The sequence below is a fragment of the Clostridium amylolyticum genome (assembly GCF_900142075.1).
GTDB lineage: Bacteria > Bacillota > Clostridia > Clostridiales > Clostridiaceae > Clostridium_AA > Clostridium_AA amylolyticum.
The window spans coordinates 577,115-600,522 of sequence record NZ_FQZO01000003.1 but is presented as its reverse complement, the minus strand read 5'-3'; the positions used below and the strand labels follow the sequence as shown (position 1 = coordinate 600,522).

The 23,408-nt window shown below is 30.1% G+C and carries 15 protein-coding genes and 1 CRISPR repeat array; all 15 genes read right to left on the bottom strand.

What is annotated here, in order from left to right; genetic code table 11:
* Positions 1–221, bottom strand: a 221-nt coding sequence (locus BUA82_RS09920) for a helix-turn-helix domain-containing protein (protein WP_178140715.1), incomplete at its 3' end; no start/stop codon positions are given.
* Between the two features lie 305 nt (positions 222–526).
* The gene (gene brxL, locus BUA82_RS09915; protein ID WP_073007227.1) at positions 527–2,557 is read right to left on the bottom strand and encodes a protease Lon-related BREX system protein BrxL; all 2,031 of its coding nucleotides are present in this window, start codon (positions 2,555–2,557) and stop codon (positions 527–529) included.
* Between the two features lie 56 nt (positions 2,558–2,613).
* Positions 2,614–5,157: a BREX-1 system phosphatase PglZ type A gene (pglZ, locus tag BUA82_RS09910; protein WP_073007130.1), complete on the bottom strand. Its 2,544-nt coding sequence runs from the start codon at positions 5,155–5,157 to the stop codon at positions 2,614–2,616.
* 299 nt (positions 5,158–5,456) lie between these two features.
* A CRISPR array of direct repeats spans positions 5,457–6,614; the repeat unit is 36 nt; unit sequence GTTATAGTTCCTAGTAAATTCTCCATATGCTATAAT.
* A gap of 51 nt (positions 6,615–6,665) precedes the next feature.
* Positions 6,666–6,974, bottom strand: a complete 309-nt coding sequence (gene cas2 / locus BUA82_RS09905) for a CRISPR-associated endonuclease Cas2 (protein WP_073007128.1) — start codon at positions 6,972–6,974, stop codon at positions 6,666–6,668.
* A gap of 7 nt (positions 6,975–6,981) precedes the next feature.
* Positions 6,982–7,881: a type II CRISPR-associated endonuclease Cas1 gene (gene cas1, locus BUA82_RS09900; RefSeq protein WP_073007125.1), complete on the bottom strand. Its 900-nt coding sequence runs from the start codon at positions 7,879–7,881 to the stop codon at positions 6,982–6,984.
* On the bottom strand, positions 7,878–11,087 hold the full coding sequence (cas9, locus tag BUA82_RS09895) for a type II CRISPR RNA-guided endonuclease Cas9 (RefSeq protein ID WP_073007123.1): 3,210 nt from the start codon (positions 11,085–11,087) through the stop codon (positions 7,878–7,880). The genes cas1 and cas9 overlap by 4 nt, the downstream gene beginning before the upstream one ends.
* 270 nt (positions 11,088–11,357) lie before the next feature.
* Complete coding sequence (locus BUA82_RS09890) at positions 11,358–12,050, bottom strand: HIRAN domain-containing protein (RefSeq protein ID WP_073007121.1); 693 nt, start codon at positions 12,048–12,050, stop codon at positions 11,358–11,360.
* Positions 12,047–12,946 (bottom strand): HipA domain-containing protein, encoded by a 900-nt coding sequence (locus BUA82_RS09885; protein ID WP_073007118.1) that lies wholly within the window; start codon positions 12,944–12,946, stop codon positions 12,047–12,049. Before BUA82_RS09885 ends, BUA82_RS09890 begins: the two co-directional genes overlap by 4 nt.
* A 28-nt stretch (positions 12,947–12,974) precedes the next feature.
* Positions 12,975–13,580, bottom strand: coding sequence for a hypothetical protein (locus BUA82_RS09880; protein WP_073007116.1), 606 nt, complete (start codon positions 13,578–13,580; stop codon positions 12,975–12,977).
* 56 nt (positions 13,581–13,636) lie between these two features.
* Positions 13,637–17,317: a BREX-1 system adenine-specific DNA-methyltransferase PglX gene (gene pglX / locus BUA82_RS09875; protein ID WP_073007114.1), complete on the bottom strand. Its 3,681-nt coding sequence runs from the start codon at positions 17,315–17,317 to the stop codon at positions 13,637–13,639.
* Between the two features lie 50 nt (positions 17,318–17,367).
* Positions 17,368–21,012, bottom strand: coding sequence for a BREX system P-loop protein BrxC (brxC, locus tag BUA82_RS09870; RefSeq protein WP_073007111.1), 3,645 nt, complete (start codon positions 21,010–21,012; stop codon positions 17,368–17,370).
* Between the two features lie 99 nt (positions 21,013–21,111).
* Complete coding sequence (locus BUA82_RS09865; protein ID WP_073007109.1) at positions 21,112–21,693, bottom strand: DUF1788 domain-containing protein; 582 nt, start codon at positions 21,691–21,693, stop codon at positions 21,112–21,114.
* A gap of 13 nt (positions 21,694–21,706) precedes the next feature.
* Positions 21,707–22,303: a DUF1819 family protein gene (locus tag BUA82_RS09860; protein WP_073007107.1), complete on the bottom strand. Its 597-nt coding sequence runs from the start codon at positions 22,301–22,303 to the stop codon at positions 21,707–21,709.
* Between the two features lie 305 nt (positions 22,304–22,608).
* Complete coding sequence (locus BUA82_RS21230) at positions 22,609–22,716, bottom strand: DUF3888 domain-containing protein (protein ID WP_083599875.1); 108 nt, start codon at positions 22,714–22,716, stop codon at positions 22,609–22,611.
* Between the two features lie 69 nt (positions 22,717–22,785).
* A complete protein-coding gene (locus tag BUA82_RS09850; protein WP_073007104.1) occupies positions 22,786–23,400 on the bottom strand; it encodes a lactate utilization protein in 615 nt (204 codons plus the stop codon).
* Positions 23,401–23,408 lie beyond the last annotated feature (8 nt).

Here is a 23,408-nt window from a genome sequence, read left to right as displayed (position 1 = left end):
TCATAATCTCTTTCCAAATACCAAACTCTTATTTTATCTTTATAAGCATCAATCTTTGTATAAGTTACTTTTCTTGAATACCTCGGTTCCTCCTCATGCTTAATCAATTTCTTAACTGTATTTCTGGCTATTCCCAGTTCTCTAGCTATTTGTTTTATCGGTACCCCCTTACTATACATGTTATTAACTGTATACCAGTCTCTCAAATCTTTCACCTTCACTTTATGCCTCCCTTGTATGATGTACTTTGTCACCATACAAGCTTATAATTTTAAAGTAAGGGGGTCAATTTTCATTGTAAATCAACACCTATTACAATTGAAAGCATCCGAAGATTTGTATAAATCAAATCTATGGATGCTCACGAATCATATTAAGTGATAGAACACATAGTATAGAAAAGCAGCTTCACATCAAAGATGTGAAGCTGCTTTTCTTCTAATAAAACCCTTCTTTTGCAATTTTCTTTATGTAGTTATACTGTTTTCATATAAGCTTTTTAAAATCCGCATCTGATAGCTCTATATTATTGCACGCCCAATGCCTTATATACAGCATCTTCCGCTCCACTATAGAACATTATTTGAAATTTAGCAAATAATTCTGGTGGTACTGTTCCTAAATCTGTAGCATTGACCATGGGCAGTAAGATCTTCTTTGCTCCTGAATCAAAACATACTTGTAAGGTATTGGCAAGGTCTTCTACCTTATTTACCGTTCCTCCTATACTAATAGAACCTAGTATTGCTAACTGACTTTGTACTGGTTTCATAAGAGCACCTGAACACATTGCTATAATTGCAGCTAAGGATAAACTTGAAGTAATTCCTACTCCATTAATATCTTGTACATGCATTAAGTAATCTTTTTGAGTAGTTGATATAGATGCACTTATGTTCCTGCTATTAGCTCTAAAAAATCTAAATGCAGTTTCTATGCTTTCTTTTGCCTCTCTATCATATCCTAAACCTGTTTTCTCAAACTTGCCAGAACCATTTACTACTTCGGTTTCTATCTTATATACCCCTATCATTCCAGAGTTTCCTACTCCTATGGTATATACTTGACCTGATTTCATAGCACCTTCTGGTATAAGTGAACCACTACCTTGTTCCGGTACTGATACGAACTCTTCCTCCATATTTTCAATATCTATGTAAGAGAAATGAACATCATAAAATTCCATTCCACCTATCTTTTTTAATTGCTCTTTTACTCTTCTTCTACCAACTAAAGCATATCTTAATATTTCTTCTATATCTTCTTTGGTAAATTCTCCATGAGGGTATATCAATTTTACTAATCCTGAAACGGTTTTTCTGACTGCTATCACATCTCTTTGATTTAAATTATTTCCCAGTCTAAAATACTTATCTATAGCATCACCATAAGTTATTTTTCTCATGTTCCTTAGATATTCAGAAAGGTAGTCAGTTATAAGCCCAAAACTATCTGTAAAAAACTCTGGTCTCATTTTAGGTATTTCCCAACCTGGTAAGTAAAAATGTATCCTATCAAAGAAAGCTGAGTCATAGGCCATAGCCTCTGGGAATGGTTCAAATAAGTGAGATGTCTTTAATAAAACATCAACACTTTGATTTATGTTACCCACAAAAACCATAGAAGCTGATGCTGCTTTTTCTTCCTTCCCTCTAGCAAAGGAACCTGAAGCCATGTAGTCCTTCATTATCTGTATACCATCTTTATCTTTAAAAGTTATTCCAGCAACTTCATCAAAAGCAACAGTATCCCACAACCCCACCAATCCTATTTTTCTTTGGGACATGTTATAGAATAGGTTCGCAACTGTAGTTTGACCGCCCGAAACTAATATGGAGTTTGGAGATATTTCTTTATATAAATGGGATTTACCTGTTCCTCTTGGTCCCAATTCGCACAAATTATAGTTATTTTCGCATAATGGTACCATTCTTAGAAACAAGTGCCACTTAACATCATTTTTTAATTGAGTGGGCTCCATTCCTATACTTCTAATAAGTATATCTATCCATTCTTCCTTATTAAATTGTTTTCTTCCTTCTATAAGTTCATCCATATCCATATTAGGCATCTGAATAGGGGTTACTTGATCTATTAAAAACGGAGAAGAATTTTTAGCGGTTTCATCATATAAGTATTGAACTTTAACGATACACCATATCCCACCGCCTAGAAGTTTCTCATAGTCCTTTACATAATTAGCATCTATTTCAACATCTTTTAATCCTAAGTTTGAAAATTCCGCCACATAAATATCTTTTTTCTCATTTAACTTTACAGTAAGCTTATCTATCACAGTATATCTAGACATTTCTCTTATTTTAGACTTGATTTTTTCAGCTTCATCTGGTCTTACAAAATTATCAGATAATATATTCTTAACTCTTTCTACACCTTCATTTATACTATCATTATCATCAGTAGCACAATACATCCCCAATAGATACTCAAGTACGTATGTAGGAACATTTGCACCTTGCTTTAACTTTTGTGTTAAATCCTTTCTAACTACTTTCCCTGCGAAATGTGTGTTTAATTTTATGCTTAAATCATCCATACTAACACTCAATTAACCTCCATCCCTATACCAACACTTAATGAATCCCCTTAATTTTAAAATCCAAATTCATCCACTATAGCAATATCAATATTAAATGGTATTCTCTCATATGTTCCATTAGTATTCTCATCATCCTGTATCACTAAGAAGTATTGTTTTCTCTTATCATAAGGAATGCTTTTTAATACAAACTTTTCTCTATAAGTTCTTTCTATTGGATTTTCTGATCTAGAGTCTCCAATAATGATATTCTCATTAGATATTCTATTTCCTTCTTCATCTTCAAAATAACATTTAACTCTTTGTGCTAAAACCTTATCTTGGATTTTTTCTTCTTGGAAGAATTCAAGATAAGTTATGATGTTAGTTATTTTTCTTGTAATGCTTGTTAATGTTAATTTTACCACTCTTGGTTTGTTTACAGAGGACTCACTTCGATCATTCTTAAACTTAATCACTGGTATTACTACTTCCTGTAACATCGCTCCCCCATGAACGTAGTTAGCACCTGCTCCCTGTACTTTAAACCTAGAAGTTCCCCTAGGAGTAACAACATTTTTATTAGAACTTGGCCCTAATAAATAATTCATACTAAAGGCTACAGCACCTTCAACATTACATGTATTAGCAGTTAATATGAATCTTCTGTTATCTTCACCATCATCAAATTTAACTCCTGATATCTTATCACTTTCTTCCATAGCATTTCTCCTGTAAAGATATCCATGATCTGCTGTAATAACTATACTTGCTGCACTTACTCTATTCACCAACTTATTTACTAAAGCAATAATTTCATCTAATGCAGATTCCGTTGCTGCAAATACTTCTCTTTCTGTAGATGCGTTATCTCCTATAGCATCAATGGTATTATGATAAATATAAATCACATCAAGTCCTGCAAAGGCTTTTCTTATTTCTGACTCGTTCATATCCATAACCTTATTATAAATTATAGCCATAGAATTAGGGTTTTCCATCTTTAATATAGTGTTTCTGTTTTCAGTTCCATTGGTACTAACTCCATTTACCAATACATCATATTTAGAATTAATTTCTATACTCTTATGAGGAAGTAAAGAGGCCATGCCTAGTTTTGTATAAGAAGGTAATACCCCTTGCATGTGATCAAGCTCTACCTTTCCTTTTCTTTCATTGGTAAGCTTACTTGCAAGCTCTTCTGCACTCTCATACCTTAATCCATCCGATATTATTACAAAAACTTTTTCTTTTCCATATTTAACAAACTTATCATAGAAGTTATCCTGATACTTTAGGTCATTAATTCTCCAAGTACTTTCTTTTTCTAAGGAATTAAACCATTTAATAGATAACTCTTGCAAGTACCAATTATTGTATAAATTTTCTATACTTTCTTTTAAGTCACTTAATTCGTCTTTTTCTATGCAGTTATCATAGTAATAGTAGAACTTTCTATAGGCTTTATCTATGAAATAGTATTCCTTAATATAAGATTTAAACATATCATAAGAAGCTTCTGCCTTTATGTTTGAATTTAACTCTCTTTTCTTATTTAGTAGATTTATAGCCCATTTTAATCCTTTATACTCATTCTGATACTTTTTATAAAAATGCATAGTTCTTCTAGCATCAATAAAATTCAAATATTTACTGTATTCTTCTAATCCATCCTTTAATAGCATTGTAATTCTGCTAAGGATTATTTTATCCATTTCCTCAAAAATATCACAGTTAATAAAGGTTTCTGATCCATTCTGTTCTAGCAGCTTATCTAGCTTTAACTTTTCTCCTACGATTTTTTGCATCTTGTGGTAATATTCTGAGTCTTTACTATTATTCATAAAGTGATTAATAAATACTATACAATTAGTTGCCTTTTTTGATATAAAGGCATCGTATTGTTTTGGTAACTGGAAGCTTATTGTTTCATTCATATTAGTTATTAAAAGCATGGCCATGAATCTTTCTAAACTATTTTCTTCAAATCCGTAACCGTAATATTTAATTATTAAAGCCCATAAAGAATCTATATCCCCAAATTTCTTTATATCTTCATATATTTTATTTCTACCATCTAGGTATTCTTTTAATATAGCCTTTAATATTTCTTCCATATCCATGATTTTAACTTTAGCTAAAACCGCAAGAACACCTATATGAACCTTTTCCTTTGTATATTCTTGTATATTTAAATTTTTAAAGGCTGCTATTCTCTCTTTACTCTTAAAGAAAGTATTATAAAGTTTAAATTCTTCTTTTAATGAAGCATCCATAACTTTTAATTCTCTCATAATTACAGTAGCTCTATCCGTAGAAAATTCTTCACTATAACAAAAAATATCGTAAAGCCAATCTTCCTCTGGTCTTGGCTTTTCCATATTGGAATAAACAAGTATGTTACTAGTTAGATCTTCCTTTTCTATATGATATTTAGCCCAAAAGGCATTGTTATCAGTCAATCTAATAACCTTAACACTTTCTATATCAAACTCGTCTATATCTTGAGAGAAATCCTCATTGCTATCATACCAAAATACAATATGACGCTTTTTTCCATCACCTAAGGGCTTTGAAAATAACTCTTTTAGAAAGTTTCTTATTTCCTGTAAGTTCATATGTACACCTCTTTGAAAATGTCATTTTCTATATGAAGCATTGCTTATTTTTTAAGCAATGTCACTTATAGAAAATGACATTTAAATTAACTTTATTTTCTTTGTAAATCTCTTTGTAAATTTATTTATTAATCACATTTTACAAAGAAAAATCATTTGATATTAATCTTTCTTTGCTAATTTCCATACTGAAAACTTGGCGCTCTGAGAATCATTATAAATAATCTTATCTACCTTGGACATCTCTTTGATTATATTACCAATTTTATAATATTTTTGTTTGTTATCCACGAATTCCGGTAATTGTTTCCAGTAAGTTCTCCATATGCTATTATTTATATCTATATTAATTATATCAATTATTTGTTATAGTTCCTAGTAAATTCTCCATATGCTATAATTAACTGAAGTATATAACGCTAAAAGGGTTAGTTATAGTTCCTAGTAAATTCTCCATATGCTATAATTAACAGAACAAGAGATGGAAGATTTGTACAGTTATAGTTCCTAGTAAATTCTCCATATGCTATAATCATTTTTACTAAAAATAACAGAAAGACAAGGTTATAGTTCCTAGTAAATTCTCCATATGCTATAATTAGTCTGTTGAGGTATATCTTCTCCAATGTGTTATAGTTCCTAGTAAATTCTCCATATGCTATAATATTCACTTAGTTCTTTATCCCATGCTATTTGTTATAGTTCCTAGTAAATTCTCCATATGCTATAATTATGCAATCAGCATCTAAGTATGATGTACCGTTATAGTTCCTAGTAAATTCTCCATATGCTATAATTTTCTGCCTTAACAGGCCTTAAAGCCAATGGTTATAGTTCCTAGTAAATTCTCCATATGCTATAATTTGTAGACGCGCGACAAGGGAAAGCAACTCGTTATAGTTCCTAGTAAATTCTCCATATGCTATAATAGTGTTAAACGGGGAAGTTAGGTAATTTAAGTTATAGTTCCTAGTAAATTCTCCATATGCTATAATTTGTCTTTCGTAGGTTGATACTTTTTCTTGGTTATAGTTCCTAGTAAATTCTCCATATGCTATAATCAACAGTAACCTTGGAACTTAAGCCAAGCGGTTATAGTTCCTAGTAAATTCTCCATATGCTATAATTAGGAGGATTAAAAATGAGTGAATTAATGAGTTATAGTTCCTAGTAAATTCTCCATATGCTATAATTCCTTTGGTTTATTTACCTTTACATTTTTAGTTATAGTTCCTAGTAAATTCTCCATATGCTATAATTTGGCTATATTAGGTATGTCCACAGCTATGGTTATAGTTCCTAGTAAATTCTCCATATGCTATAATAAAAGCAAATTGCAATGGCTTATGCGAAGAGTTATAGTTCCTAGTAAATTCTCCATATGCTATAATGTCATATATAAATACGCCGATATCATAAGGGTTATAGTTCCTAGTAAATTCTCCATATGCTATAATAGGAACTGGCAACCCCCTTGAAACAACTAGGTTTCAAGGGGTTTTTACCTTTTAAAAAACATTCAATTGGCTTGAATTTATATTCTTTTCTTGCGGATTTGGTGAACCTACTAAAAAAGTCATTTCACAATATTGTTTTTCTGTTATTTGGAGATATCTAACTGATCCTTTAGGTGGTAAATTCTTTTTAAGCCTTGCAATATGCTTATTTGCTCCATCAATTCCATTACAAATCCTAGAATACACAGAGAATTGAATCATTATGTAACCATCGTTTAATAAAAATCTCCTAAACTCCTGATACGCCTTCCTATCTTTCCTCTCTACAACAGGTAAATCAAAAAATACTAATAATCTCATAAATCGCCTACTCATAATAATGGTATTCCAATTGTTTTATTGTAGGTAACTTTAATAATCTAAAATCTTTTTTACTACAAGCTGTTGTATAAGAGGCAACCATCTTGTCTATAGCATTTAAAATGGAATGATTTTGCTCATCAATAATACACTCACTATTAACTAAATCCACCAATGCTATTCTGTGCTCTTTGCTTAAGGCATCATCATACTTTATATTATTATGAACCCATAAATCTACAATAGGCCTAAGTGGTTCCATAAAATCATCCGCAAGATTAAAAGAGTTCAGCTCATTACAATGATTTACTCCCAGTGTAGTGTTGAATCCATACATAACAAGTGTTCTTGCCACTGCACTTCTCATAATTGTATATCCATAGTTTAAAGCAGAATTAATACCATTATCATCATTTCGTGTAAAATCTTCTCCAAATAAAGATTTAAAATAATACTTTGCTCCTATAGCTTCCCTATTCCCCCTGTCCCCACTCTCAACTGAAGTAGAGAGCTTATTTAAAAATTCCACTCCTTCCAGAGATAGAAGCTCTAGGCATTTCCCCTGATTATATAATTTTTGTTTAATTATACTTTGCCATATTCTTTTGCTAAAAGCAGCACTTTGACTCAACTGGTCTTTTAGCACTTTATATGCCCTATGGTGTGAATTTAAAGGTAGCAATATAGATGATGGTAAGTGTTTCTCATCACAAACAATAGTTGCCACATTGTTTTCTGCTAAATTACTTAATAATCTGCTAGTTAATTTAACGGATACACCTTCTATAACTAACACAGATATATCCTCTATAGGAATTTGAAATTCTTCTTCAACATTTATTATTAGATTATTATTTCTAAGTGTTAAATTAGCAGCATTAGAAATTATTATGCTTCTAAAGCTCAATTGTTTCCACCTACTTTAACTTTATAATAATTTCCTAGTACGTCTACCTCATATTTGTTAAATTCTAAAACATCTGATTTTATTCCAATTCCTTCATACTCTTTTGCATTATCGTGCTCTTTAATAACCAACGAAGCTGTATGTCTATTAAATTTATCATAATATCCAAAATATCCTTTCTTCCTCTTATATCTTATTTCTATTAAATCATTTTTATAGATAGAAAAATTAAATTTATAACTTTCACCCATTATTGGCCAATCCTCTTCTGACTTTGACTGCAATGCTGCTTTTTTAGGAATTATTCCATTAGCTAACTGATATCTATATACCGGTACTGCAAAATACTTACCCTCTTTTTCATAAATATCTATCCTTACCATTCCATCCTTAGCCACTAATCCATCAACATTCTTCACTTCTATTCCATCTTTAAAAGGAACTTTTGTTTTTATTTTAATACTTCTCACAATAGGCCCTTTTTCACCACTTTTAGTTGGTTTTCTAAATTCCTCTTGGAAGGCCTTTTTAGCATTATAATTAAACTCTTCCATTCTTTCTGTTATGGCATCGTAAAGTATTTTATCACAGCTATAATTATAGATATTTTTCAAATCTTCCTTAGTTAATTCTGTTAGTTTCTTTTTCTTAATAAAGTAATCTTCTTTGAAAGCTTTACTTGAGTAAATGGTTTCACCAAACAATTTCCCTCCAATTTTTCTGAAAGGAACTCTTGAGACTAATATAGGTTTTACTGTGTTTTGCATAAACTCTAAATCGTAAGTAGCTATTGGATATTTCTCAAGTTCATAAAGAGGTTGTTCACTTAATCTCATCTTAAGTTCTTCACTGAATCCCCTCCAAGATCTAGGAAGTATATCTTTTAAAACTTCTCTATTATCTGCAGATTTTACTATTTCTCCAGTTTCTATATCTACAAATTCATCGTTATCTCTAAAAAATCTTAATTCATTAGCCTTACTATATCTAGATATTTTTTGTACCATGCCTTGGGTCGTAACTGCAACTACAGTTGCATCTAAAGCATGATGTTTATCCCCATCTTCTCTAACTTTATTTAATCCCCATTTTGCTCTTAAGTAAGCTGTGGCTCTTCCATTAATAGTAATAACCTTTTGTTTTGAATCACTTTCTTTAAATTCTAATCTGTTGTTAATATAATTAGCTATATATTTACATATATATTTTGTATCTTGCAGGTTTCTGGCCTTCCATTCATCTTGTTCCTCTTTGGAAAATTTCTTCTTTAGCAAGTTAACTTTTTTCTTGTAATTTAAACTACTTCCATTAACCCATATTTGGAATCTGTTCCATCGCTCTTCAACATCTCCAAAATACTCAAAAGGAGTCCTATTACCTTTTCTTTGATTTTCTACACCTAATACTAATACTTTATTGGATAGACTGTTATCAAAGGATCTACTAAAGGGTAATATGTGGTCTATCTCACAATACCCTTCATGAAATAGCTTTTCTATAGGTATAGGTTGTTGAGTATACGCACATTCCCACCTTTGTTGCTGCCATAATCTATATTTAAGCACTTCACTGGATGTGGGTTCTCTTCTCATTAAAATTTTAATTTCTTCTTTTATTTTATCAACATTATCTCTGTTTTCTTTTTGCTCTTTTTCAATAGCTTTTCTATCTTTAAAGTTTTTAGCTAACTCCCTGGCAAGTTCTATATTTATTCTTACTGGTGAGCCATATCTATCTATAACTGCATTTATAACTTTTCTTGTTTGGGCTAAAGCTCTGTTAACTACAGGATTTACTATTTCATCTATTTCAATCACTGGTAATTTTTTAGACCTAGTTCCTTTATATATTGCTTTAAAGTCATATCCAGCCAATTCACAAGCTTCATTATATTGATATCCCTTTTTCATAAAGGGTAATATTCTTTCAATAGCTTCTATAGATAGATTATTGAACTTGCTAAAAGAAATATCTAAGAGTGATTGTATAACTATTTCATCTGTGATATTTCTAAGTTTTAATTGTTTAATAATATCCTCATCTGTCTTCCCTAAAGTCAAAACATAAGCTATATCATTCAGCATCTTTCTATTATTTTTAATTTCTTCCCAATACTCTTTGCTTACTCCATTTTCTATGGACTTTCTTATTTCGTGATAACCTTTTAATGAAATAAATTTTGTATTTTCAGTTTTAGCTTTATCTTTATCAAGACTATAGGTTAAGGTTGAAAAAAATTCATCTTCCTCTAAATTTAATAAATTTCTCAAACTAGTATATTTTATCTCTTTCTTTTTAAAGGCTTCGCTGATAATTAAATTTCTTTCCTCTTCTTTTAACTTTCTTTTATCACCATTCTTAATAATTGAAAGCTTATTCATATTGTCATATAAAACGAACTCCTCTGCTGAAATACAATTCTTAGGTGCTCTTTTATACTTCTTTTTTTCAAAAGTACAAAACCCTACTAATTTTTCTAAATCTTCAAATTTAGAGTATGGCCTTTGAGAATTAAATATGTTTAAGTATTCATCTTCTATTTCATCTGTAGCGAATTTATTTCCAAATTCTCTTTGCTTTTCAAAGAGCATATGTATTTCTTCTCTAATCATACTCCTTGAAACACACATATTATACTCGCCAGATTTATTACGTAATGATATGTATTTATCTCCTGAATTCATGGCATCAGTATAGATAAATTCTCCAATGGTTCTTGCATTTGACTCTTTCATTTTTTCAAGATTATTATTTATGCTGCTTATAATTTGTCCAGCTTCTTTATCCTTAGATTCATTTTTTCTATTAGACTTAAATCCTCTTCTTTTACAAAAGTTAATTAAAATTTTTGCCCATTCATCCCTAGATAATTGTTCATCCAATCCTTTTACTCTTGCTTCCCATACACTAATAACCTCTTTATTAGTAAAAAGACTGTTCAATTCATCCTCACTTAATATTTCTCTTTTTAATATAAGATTTTTCACTCTATTTATCCTATAAGCTTTTCTTCTAAGCAAGCGTCTTCTTCCTCTAGCCATTCTCCTTGGCAAAGCTAACGATGAACCATCCTGTGGATTTTCAGCAGCATTAAAAATCCTAACCCCTAAATCCTCAATTCTATTTACATCTAAATTAATTACCGACCATCCCACAGATGTAATCCCAATATCAAGCCCCAAAGCATAGTTGATTTCATTTTCCATTTGAACCCCACCTTACAAGTGTATTTTAAGAAAATCTATATAAAAATTTATTTGATAAAATAAATTATTTCTAATAAAAACGTATACATAAGGATATAAAAAGATACCCCCATGCTCATACGAACATAGGGGATACTTTACGGCTTTACGCCTTGTTATAGTAACTAGTTAAACTCTCCATATGCTATACATATTTACCTAGTTCCTATGTTAAATATACCATAACTGCAATGATTTGTAAACATGTTCTTTTATACTATATCCTTATGGTTACAAAATATTTAATCTTACTTTTATACACTCTGCGCAAGTATTACTACACTCTTTAGCAATTACAACACATGTAATTTTTCTTTTACTATCAATTGCTTTACCTATTGGTTTACTAAAAAATATTGGTATAAATCCAATAACTTTATTCTCTTTATTCTTAACTTTAATTGCATATTCATCATACTCATTACTAGGATCTTTTTCTAAAATAAGGTTTTCATTAATTTTCAATTCAAAATTAATAGTCTTATTTTTTTTATTACAATAATCATGGAATTTAACACCTGCTATATAAAATTCTCTTACAATATTAGCTTCATCTAAAAATATTGGGTCTATAAATTCTAAACTATCTGTAGGCAATTTGCCTCCACTTTTTTTTAAAAGTTCAAAGGTATCATATCTTTCCAGTTTATATTTAGCTAATATTTCTCTTATATCTCTTCTTCTCTTATCAGGCAATCTACTCGAGAATGCAGGAAACACGTCATTACTTTCATATACTTCATTTATATTTGGAAATGCTATTAATGGTTCAAACCCATTCTGAATTGCTTTATTTACATCACTAATTCTATATTTAAATTCATACTTACCATTTTGAGATAGCTCCCCGACTATATATCTTTGTCTAGTACTATGACATTTCCAAACCAAATAAATATAATCTCTACCATTAATTCTACTCATCGCTCGGCCTCCTTTTCTCCATAATATATATCTATAATTCTTTTTCTTCTTTCTATTAGAAAAACACTTATCAATTCTTTTAAATCTGGATGAATTATTTTATCATCATAACTTAATACTATTTCTTTTATTTTATCTTCACTTAATTTTTCTCTTATTTTATCTACTATATAAATTGTTTCTTGATAATATTCACTTTTAATATGTTCAACTAATTCAAAATGTCTTATTCTTCTTTGTGTTTCCCATCTTATCATAGATTTTGATTTACCGAATATTAAAGACTCAAATCTCATTTTATCTTTTAGAATATTAGGAGCATCTTTTGTAGCAATAAGACAGCATAATGATGAGCCATTATCATATAAAGGTGATATCCTTATTTCACCGTTAATTTTATTTTTTACTATCCCCCAATTACTGTGATGCCTATCACTATTGCCTATCAAAGCATCAAATATAGGAATAGTTAGAAAATCCTTTTCTAATCCAGTTTCCTCAATTGATTTAAGTATCATATTTATAGAATAGGGTTCTTCTGTTTTATAGTCAATGAATTTATCCTGATCATATTCTTTGTATATATTGGTAATATATTGAATACCTTCTATTAATTCTTCATTATAATTCAATATCATATAACTCATAGATCCAACTCTACCTCTGTATGTTCCAATATCAACCTTAGCGCATTCAATACCTAAAATCACAGCCAATTGTGATGCAAGCTTTTCCGCCCAATATTCACCCGTAGGATTTCCCGTATCTACACCTTTTGGAAACTTAAATATACCCTTTTGCTTTGTTTCAGGATTAATAAGCCAATTTTTCTCACTAGCACCACTACCAAAGGGAGAGTCCTCATCAACTTCCCATTTATCAAAATTAATTAGCACAATATATCACCTTCCTTACATACCACCACTAAATATAATCCTCTTCTTCATAATCATATAAAAAATGACTTAATAATTGTTCTAACGCTTCATGCATTTTATTTATTTTATCTAATAAGACTGGTAAATTCACAATCTCATTTTCAATATTATCTATATAAAAATAATTTTCTTTTTTCTTGTTATCTACTGAATACCTTGCAAAATCCATTTTATCCGTTTTTAAATATACTTCATCAATGAACTGTTCAACATCTTTAATTATATTTTTATATTGTTTAAACTGCTCTTTATTATTTTTAAGTTCTTTAACTAAATTTGATACCATGCCTAATAGCCCTTTAATGTTGTGACCACCTGCATATTGCTGCTCTTTTTTTAGTATATAAGCCAACTTCATATATATTGCTTTTAAATACAATTCTATTCCATGAATAGTGTTAAATAATATAGGGTAAATCACAACGTCTGCATCTTTTCTAATGTTATTTTCTATATACTTTTCTGTTAAAACTTTAGCTGAAATAAAATAACCATTAGCAATAACTCCAAAATTTGCTTCTGTATTATTAGGATCTGTTCGCCAATTCATATATGCAGTTTTTCTAATATCTTTATTATAACTAAATATCATAATTCACACACCCTTATAACAATTAGATGAGGAATTCCCCTCATCTAATGTTAACTTTATATCTTTGCTAATAAATCCATCTTAACTTCTTTTCCTTTAGAGTTAATTACCTTAACCTCTTGGAATTTCGAATAGTTAACTTTAACTCCATCATCTAAATCAATAGGTTTTCTTTCATTGGCTATGTGAGCTACTACTTGATCATACTCTCTACACTCTTCTATCTGTTTTGCTATTCTATCTATATTTTTCTTAGCAGTAGTTTTATCCTTTACAGTAGATTTATCTGAATCTACTATTAACTGCTGTCTTTGTATCTCTGCTTCATATTTTCTCTGCAGTTTATGAAGATAATCAGTTCTAACTCTTGCAACAGTTTGCCCATCATATCTATGCATATAAATTAACGCCTTAAATCCATCATTCTTACCAGAATCAAACATCCAGTATATAGGTCTCTTCTGATAAACCTTTAAATGATCCTTATAGAAATCCTTAACAAAGTATCTCCTAATAGCCTGTCTAGAAGTCTCTGAAGATTTTCTTCCAATAGAATCCGCAATGAAATCTAAATTTTCCTCTAAAGTCACTTCTCCATAAACAGTTCTAACAAACTCTATAAACCTTGTAACTATATCATCCTCAAAATACTCGTCCTCAGTAATAGGAATAATATTATCCTCATCAGGCAAGAAAGTAGCATCTACCCAAGAATCCTCTACCACATTACCATTATCATCCTTCACTATCTTTCTAACTTTCTTATCACCAAAACTCCACTTATCCTCAAAATCTCCTCCAGCATAAACAAGCCCTTCTACATCAATAGAATATCTACCTAACATACAGCCAATAGCATAAGAAATAAATGACTTAATATCCCTTTCCCTATCAGCCTTCCTAATAGTAATATCCTTATCCTCAACCTCTGGTGTTAATTCATTCTGCAATCCATAAATATCAATGAATATTCTGTTTAATTCTTCTTCGTTAGCCTTTAACTTATTAAAATTCACATCACACTCATTTTTCCAAACCTCAAAAGAAGAACTTAACTTAAAATCTTTAACCTTATCTAAAAAATTTAGTAATGGATGAATTTTAAAATTCCATGAAGTCTCAAATGAGTTCCATTCTAACTTTGAAATTTCAATACTATTATTAACTAATATTTTAATTCTCTCTTTTTTATCTTCTACAAAAATTATTGGTAATGAATCTATATTTCCCGCTTGATAATTTATTGTTGGGTTAATTTTTAAAAATTCATAAGCAACTTTAGAACATAAATATCCTGCTAAGTATAACAATGTTTCCCTGTCTGCAAAAACTGATGATCCTGCTATATCAAATACAAATCCTTTTGGATAAAACCTTACTCCAAATGTTGAATAACTAACAAATGACCAAGATAAACTTTCATTCAAATAATATTTTTCTCCCGGAAAAGATGATGATTGTCCTTGCTTCACTCTAAATTCCCTTACTTCTCTACCACTGTCCTTATAGTTAATTATGTTCTCATGATTACCATACCATTTTCTAAATGCTCCTCCTTTATTATAAGGTAACCATTTCTTATTAATTTCTTCTGTTTCATTCATATTCTCACAATTGAAAATACATTTGTTTAAGTTTACTTCATACCACATTTTTAAGAAATAATCATTATTACAAGTAAACAAACCATTAGTGACTTCTGAATATGTTCCAACATTTGCACTATTGTTATATATATCAACAACCCTATTACTTATCCAGTATGCAATAGGTCTAGTTGGAATAACATCAAAAATTTGTTGCTTTGTTATAAAAGTTTGATACCCTTCTAAGAATAATTTTTCTTTATTTTCTAAACTATCAACATCTACTTGGTTATCAAATAGTTTTTTATATAACCCTTTATAATTATCTTTAAACCCTTTTCTAATAATAAACGCTGTAGACCCAAAATCTGAACCAAATACACCTCTTCCTAAATGCGTAAGATTAACTATTCCATTCTCATCTAATAAATTTTCTCTAAACTTATTATATGTTTTTATAAACATCCAAGTAGGAATATTTATCATTGACATATACCCCTTATTCTTGCACTTACTTATGCATTTTTCCATAAACACAGTGCTTAAATCACTTTTTGATTTAGAATAATTGTCTTTTAAATATTTATTCAACTTTTTCCCTATACCTCTATTTCCCATATAAGGCGGATTAGTAACACAAATCTCATACTTCCTACTCATTATCTCTGCTTGTTTAATAATAATAGGTAGTTTATCTAAAATAATTCTTCTATAATCACCAAACATAAAGTTCTGATCTTCTTCGATTTCTTTTAATCTTTGTTTCAATGCTTGAAAGTTCACTTGTTCTACTTCAAGTATAGAACCATATTCCTTGGCATCAGTAAATACAGCAACTAAATATTCAGTATCTTTCCTAAGTTCTTCATTTCCTTGAACAAAGTAATCCATAACTTCTTTAGTTATGTCATTGCTTTCTTGTATTGAGCATAAATTTAAATCAATATTTTCTTTTTCTATTTCTCTGAATAATCTTCTATTATAATGTCTAGCCTTCATTATTAAAGCGAAGGATGCTAGTTGGGCTGCTCGGTCGTCTATGTCTAGGCCGTAGAGGTTGTTTTGCAGAATTAGTCTGGGGATTTCTCTTTCTGAATATCCTGCTGATTTGTAGATTTCATATAGCACGTCAAAAGCATAAACTAAAATATGACCTGAACCCATGCATGGATCCAGTACTTTTATATCTTCTGGTTTTAATTTGCTGTTTTCTTCTCTTATTTTCTTTAGTTCTTCTTCCACTTCTGGGTCTTGTTCTGCTTCTTCTAGGTAGTATCTCCACTGTTTTTGGAGTTCTTCATTGGGATGTCCTTCAAGCCAGAGTCTGCCTAGGGAGTTTTCTACCATGTATTTAACTATCCACTTTGGAGTGAATAACTGCGTTGCTGCTGGAATATTTTCTTTTGTTATTTTTACATTCTTTTTTAAAGCTGCAAATACTTCATCCTTCTTTTCAGATATGTAGTATTGGTACATCCAACCTATTATTTCTACCTCTTCTCTCCAGTCTGATTCCTCAATATCATCTACCATCCTCCTAATAACAGATCCTTCTTCTAATAGGTTATCTGGTAGTAATAGTTCTGTATAGTCGCTTATTTTTTCAAACATTTGAGGTATTATCTTACCAAGCTCATTACATTGCTTTACTAAGATATGCTTATAGGCTTCTTCTCTATCTTCTGTTTTTCCGCTATCTAAAAGTTCATATATGTAATCTGCATTTAACTCTAATTCATCTATTACCTCTGAAACTCTAGTTAAAACATCCGGTTCTGTTTTTCCTTCTATTTCTGATGAGAGTATTCTTATGCTTGTAGGAAGATAATCATTAACTTCCATGTACCTTAGCCCCATAAATCTATTAAACCAAGTATAGGCCACTTCTTCCATTACTTGTTCAAAGCCTTTTTTATTATCCTCATAAGACCTAATTCTATTAGTTAAAACCTTTCTATCCTTATAAGATAATTTAAAAACTCCCTCAACACCTTCAAGTTTAAATCCCCCTTGAACCTGCTCAGCTTTTAGCTCATTATATTTTCCTTCATTATCTATAAATATCCCTATATACCTTGCCCTATCTTGCACTGAACTTATAAGTTTTCTTCTGGCCCATACTGCAAAGGATTTTATCTTATTCTTATCCATATAAACTCCTCCATGTTAAAATTTAGTGGGGAGTTTCCTCCCCACAAGTTTTATACCAAGCTTATTATTGTATCCTTCTCTAATTCTTCTCTTAATTTACTTCTTAGTGCTTCTACTACTTCATCTATATCATCATTATTCTTTATAGTTTTTTGTCCCTTCACTAATTCTCTCATGCTAAGAGTTTTAGTCTTAATAACCACCTCTGGTATAGGTTCTACTTTATGTTGAGATTTAGAATCTTTAATCACACTACCTGCTGCTACTTCAGCTACTCTATTTGCCTCTTCTATTTCTTTAGCTTTTATCCTCTTTTCTCTTTCATTCTCCGCAACTATTTCTTTAATCCACTTAAGCTTAATCTTTTCTGCCAAGTCTGGCATTGATGAAAGTACAGCAAAACTACTAGCTCCATCAACTCTATTATAAAGATTATTAAATTCTTCAATTATATTATCTTTAAATTTATCCTTAAAGTCATATGCCTCTAAAGTTTCAAACACTTCATTTCTGCACATTTCTATAAATCCTTTTACAGGGACACTTTCCTCTTCTAGCAAGGACACTATCTTATTATTATACTTTTCTATAAGAAAAGGTATTTCAGGTATCCTTGAATAAGGCTTAGACATTCTTATTATCTCTGTTATTTCTCCTATAATTGCTTTTACATCATCATTTACTATATATTCTTTGTTATCTTTATAATTTGCTAATTTATCTAAGGCATCATCAAAGATAATTCTCTGCTCTCCTCTTGATGAAAAATCCAATCTTCCATTTTCTTTCTTATAGAAAAATCCTTTTATTTCATCAATATTATCAGCATAGTCTAGGAAATCATCTTCTAAATCATATACTCTCTTAAAAAAATCAATAGTATCCGTAATATTAATCGCTTCAGCAAATAGTTTTTTACCATCTTTTAATATTTGCTCTCCAGGATAAGAATTTTTAAATGTAAAGTTAACAAGCATTTCATTTACTTTTGAAAGTTCTTCTTTACACTCATCTTTAAATGTCCTCATTATCCCATCCTCATCCGATGGTAATGAAGAGAATCCAAATAAATCTTTATTTAAATCCTTAACCACTTCAATATACTTTTGATTTACCTTTTCCCTTGTTTTTAAAATTACTCTCTCTATATAATCTCTTTTTGTTACATAGTTTATAATTTCTCTATTATAAGGAGTTAATACTTCCCCGTTTAATATAACCTTGATTTCTTGATTTTTAAATAAAGTTACTACTATAGCTTGTATGTCAATGTCTTTCCATCCGTAAGGAGCATTTGAAAACTTAGTTAACACATTCTTAACTGTGACTTGAAGATTCCTTGCAGAGCTAGTTTGGATATGTGTATTAACTTCTTCTACTGCTAGCCTATTTGGATTTTTGTCCATTAATGACATTTGATTTATTCTAGCATCCATGATGTCATAGAGGTCTTTAGTACTTTCTTTAAAGTCTTTTACATAATTTATTTTATTATATTTAGAATCTACTAACGCCCTTAACCCTTCATTTATTCTATCTACCCCAGCTTTTTCTTTTATATCTAAAAGGCTGCCGTTTACATATACTTCAGCATTTCTCAAAGCATCTTCTATTAAGAATTTTGCCCTTTTTGATCTCTCTTCTCTTTCCCTACTTTTCTTTGCCTTAATATCTTCTATGGCTATACTTGATTTTGTTCCACCCTTAACCCTTAGGTAAGCATCAATCTTTAGTACATTTTCTATTTCCTCTAAATAGTTAACATCCTTTGCTATATTTATAATCACGTTGTTTTCTCTAGTAGACAGTAACTTTAATTCACTTTCGTTGGATGCTCCTACTAAATCAAAGTTTGCAGTTATAACTTTAACCCCTATGTCATTGGTTTGAGGTCCTCTGGTTCTATCATCTACAATCTTATTAAAGGTGAATGCGTATCTTCTTGAATATGAAAATTTAGGATCTCCATATATATCATCAAAGATTATTTCCCCTACCTTTTGAGTAACCTCTCCCAGGTCTACAGGCATGTTCTTAATCTCTCTATTTACATCTTGCTCGTCATTTGTTAAGAATACATACTCATCCCCATTTTTTTGCACTAATGTTTCTCTTATAAGATTATTTAAAGACTCTTGAACTTTCTTCTTTAATTCTATTTTATCCGCATCAATTTCACTTACCAGCAATGTTGAAACATTTTCTATATTAGACTTTACTTCTTTTACATATTTAATTAAAAATAATAGTTTTAAAACTTCTACATCAAATTTATTTAAATGTTCATTTTTATCTGCCTTAATAATAACCGATCTAATGGAAGAATCTAAAAATGTTTCTATGGTATTATAAAACGCAGAAAATGGAACAATTATATCAGTACCGCTATTCATATATTCTATAGCAACTTGCTGATATGCCCCAAGTAAGCTTCTTTCTCCTTTAGATAAGCTCTTACCTGATGCACCATGCTCTCTTACACCATTAAAAGTTGCTTGTAGCAAGTTAAATTGATATGGCACAAAGGGATAAACTTCTGAAAAATCTTCACTGCTTTTATATAGCTTCATTTCATTTTCAGCATTAAAGGTTATAAGGTTCTTTATTATGGATTCCTTTTGTCCATACAATGCTTTCAAATGACTTGTGGACCAGTCTTTTTTTCTAAGTATACGCTTCTTAATTACTTCATCAACATTTGCTGATGACAAAGACAATCTAGTATCAAATCTTCCCTGAATCTTTGAAAAATCTTTTCCTTTCGCAACTTCTATATCTCCTAAATCTTCTTGGGAGGTTACTACAACAAAACATTTCCCCCCACAGGTAGTGCCTAAATCTTCTACCACTGTTTGTAAATTCAGCATAAGATCTCTACTATCGCCTATATACTGACCAATCTCATCCACTAAAAATACCACATGATGATTATTACCTTTAGAATCAATATACTCTTTAACTCTTGTAGCAAACTTATCTATGCTTAAAGAATAATTTTCTTCGCATTTATTGTACCAGTTTCTTGCTGCTTCCTCACTCATTTTTGTAGTCTTAGATAAGGCTTCAATAATTGCATCTTCTTCATAATAGAAGTCTTCTCTTGATCCAACCCATGAATTGCCAGATATTTCTTCAAAGACCTCTTTAAAGCTTTCATAAACTCCATCTTTCACCATTTGCCTTTCTAAATCTGCAATCCATGGCATGGAACCACAAAAGCCCTGCATTTCATTAAAAACTTTATTAAATACATTAACTATGGCATCCTTATTAGACTTGGAGTTAGAATCGGATTTTGAATCTATGTTAAAAAGAATAACATCTGTTGATGCATCTCCAGCTAACTTCATATTTGCTAAAATAAAATTATCTAATCCTTTATCATCAAAATAATCAATGGCTCTCTTTCCTTCTATTTCCCTATTATCTAAAAGATAAGATAGTATTTTTAAAAAGTGAGACTTACCGCTTCCAAAGAAACCAGAAATCCAAACTCCGTTTTTTTCTGTATATCCTATAATACTTTTCTTATAAACTTCAAAAAAACTATCAAGCCTTGCACTTAGCTCGCTAGTTACAACATATTCCTCTAGCTCTTGCTTTATGTTTTCATCGTCTGCTTGACCTACTTTTATAACACCTTTGATATCTCTATCAATTTCCTTATAATACATTTCTTTTAACTGAAATTCCATCTTAATTTCCCCCTCTGGTTTTTAAAAAATCATCTCATACACCTTTGTATCTATACCTTTACAAGAAATAATCAACTTTTGTAAAGTTGTTAATTCAGTTTAAAATCTATCTACTAATTGAAATGCTCTATAATAGTTATCATCCTTTAAAGTGTTAAATAGCATAAGTGTTCCTCCATCGTAATTACCTGGAAAAAACATAACTAAGGGTTGCTTTTCTACGATTCTATGAAGATTATTTAAAATAGTGTGGGACCTAATTATTGGCCAAGCTTTTCCAATCCCTGTTAAAAACACTATATCCGCACCTTCTAATCCATTGGCTACATAATCAACTACTAAATCATTTTCTAATGTTAATCTCAATGTTTTTTTAGTTGCATTTAGTACAAACTCGCTTCCCTTTTTCTCTTCTATTTCAAAGTTCTTTTTAAGGTATCCTTTGGAATCTAAAATTTCTAAAATAATATCATATAGATCAAACTCTACTATATTCAACCCATGTGCACTCTTAGCCTTTTCTTTTATATACTTTACTTTTTCTCTAACTAAAAGTTCATATTCTGCTTCATAATCAAATACATAAAATCCAATTTCATTGCCTAAGCCCTTATTTTGTCTAAAGCTAGGCTCTACTATCTTAGGTAATATCTCGTCAATTCTTTTATATATGTCTTTCATGATTACTCATAACCTACTCTCTATCTCCTATTATGGCATTTATGTATATTTTATCCCCAATTTTATACAAATACTCTTTAACTTCACTCTCTAAAATTGGAATTTTTATCTTTCTATCACCTTTTTGGTTTTCAATTAGCCCACATTCAAAGAGAATTCTTACATAAACTTGTTTTAACTTTTTAAAGGTATATTCTGTCCAAGAGGCTACCTTTTCACTTTGCTCTCTTTTACTTTGAAAAAATACACTAAAATCTTTATCCCTTAAAAATAAATCTCTTAATAAGAGCTTTTCTTTAAAAATTTCATTCATAAACTCAAAAAATAATCTGTCTGTTTTAATAATTCCATATAAAACCAATATCTTTGAAGTTTCTACATTTCCCTCTGATATTTTTTCAATAATAAAAGCATCTAAATCTTTAAGCCTAGTTACTATTATTGATGCAACCTCTCTCTTTCTGGCTTCACTTTCAAGCTGAAAAATATTATCTTCTAGAGACTTATCCTTTATCTCATCAATGCTTATTCCTTTATTTATAAGGGTTGCTGCCTTTTTAGTTTCTTTATATAAATATGGTCTAGACTTAATGGTTGATTTATATTCCATGTACAACTTCACCTCCGTGGTCCAGTTTAATATTAATTTTATCATAATATTAAATAAAGTTACATACATACAACCGACAGGTGTTGTCCTTATAAATCACAAATAAAAAGCCATACTAACCTTAGTACAGCCCTTTATACTTATTTCTACTCTTCTATTAACTTTTTCAAAGCTTTAATGACTACTTTTAACACTTGCAACTTCCTTTGTGCATATAGCTTTTCGTTGACAATGGTGGATGCCTCTTAAATTGGAAATTTAAAATAAAGCTTGATAAAAATTTAATTCTTCCACATTTTACCTTACTAATTATATTGGAAATCCTTATGCTCAAATTTTGTAACTTTTATATCTCCGAAATCTTGAATAAAAGTGATTGTATCAATCCCGTAAGGGGGATTGTGCGGTCCCACATAGGTTTTTACTTACACTTTTATTTCAGAAGTGAACTCAAAATTTTATGCATTAATATTTATTTTTTGCTAAAATCCTAAATCTTCATTAACAATAAACACCTTAATTCTTCCTTTTACAGATTGTCCCTCAATGATAGAAATACTATTGCATACTCTTTCAGTTGAAGTACAATCCACACATTTATTTAACCTTACACAAGGTGGGTTAAATCCTGCCCTTTTTGCATTTAATGGACAGGCAATGTTTTTCACCCTTTTTATTGCTTCCTCCCATGTATCTACAATTTTATTTACTCCAACAACTATTATTACATTATCAGGGCCAAAAGTAATTGCAGCAACTCTGTTCCCACTATGATCTACATTAATAATTTGCCCATCTGTTGATATTGCATTAGAACCTGTAATATACCACTCTGCAAGTAGTGCCTTTTTCTTCAATACTTTACACTCTTCTTTGTCTTTAGCCAGTTCTTTATCAAATACAGTATTACCTCTATCATTAAGAATTTTAGTTATATCCATTTTTTGAAGTGTTGCCGAATGACCTATACCAACAGATATATTAGTTGGAACTAAATTTAATATTTCATTTTTTGCACACTCAAGAGTATCAGCATAAATTACTTCTATATTTCTTAATTTAAAATTAGTAATTAATTTTTCAATTTTATCTTTCATTTTATTTT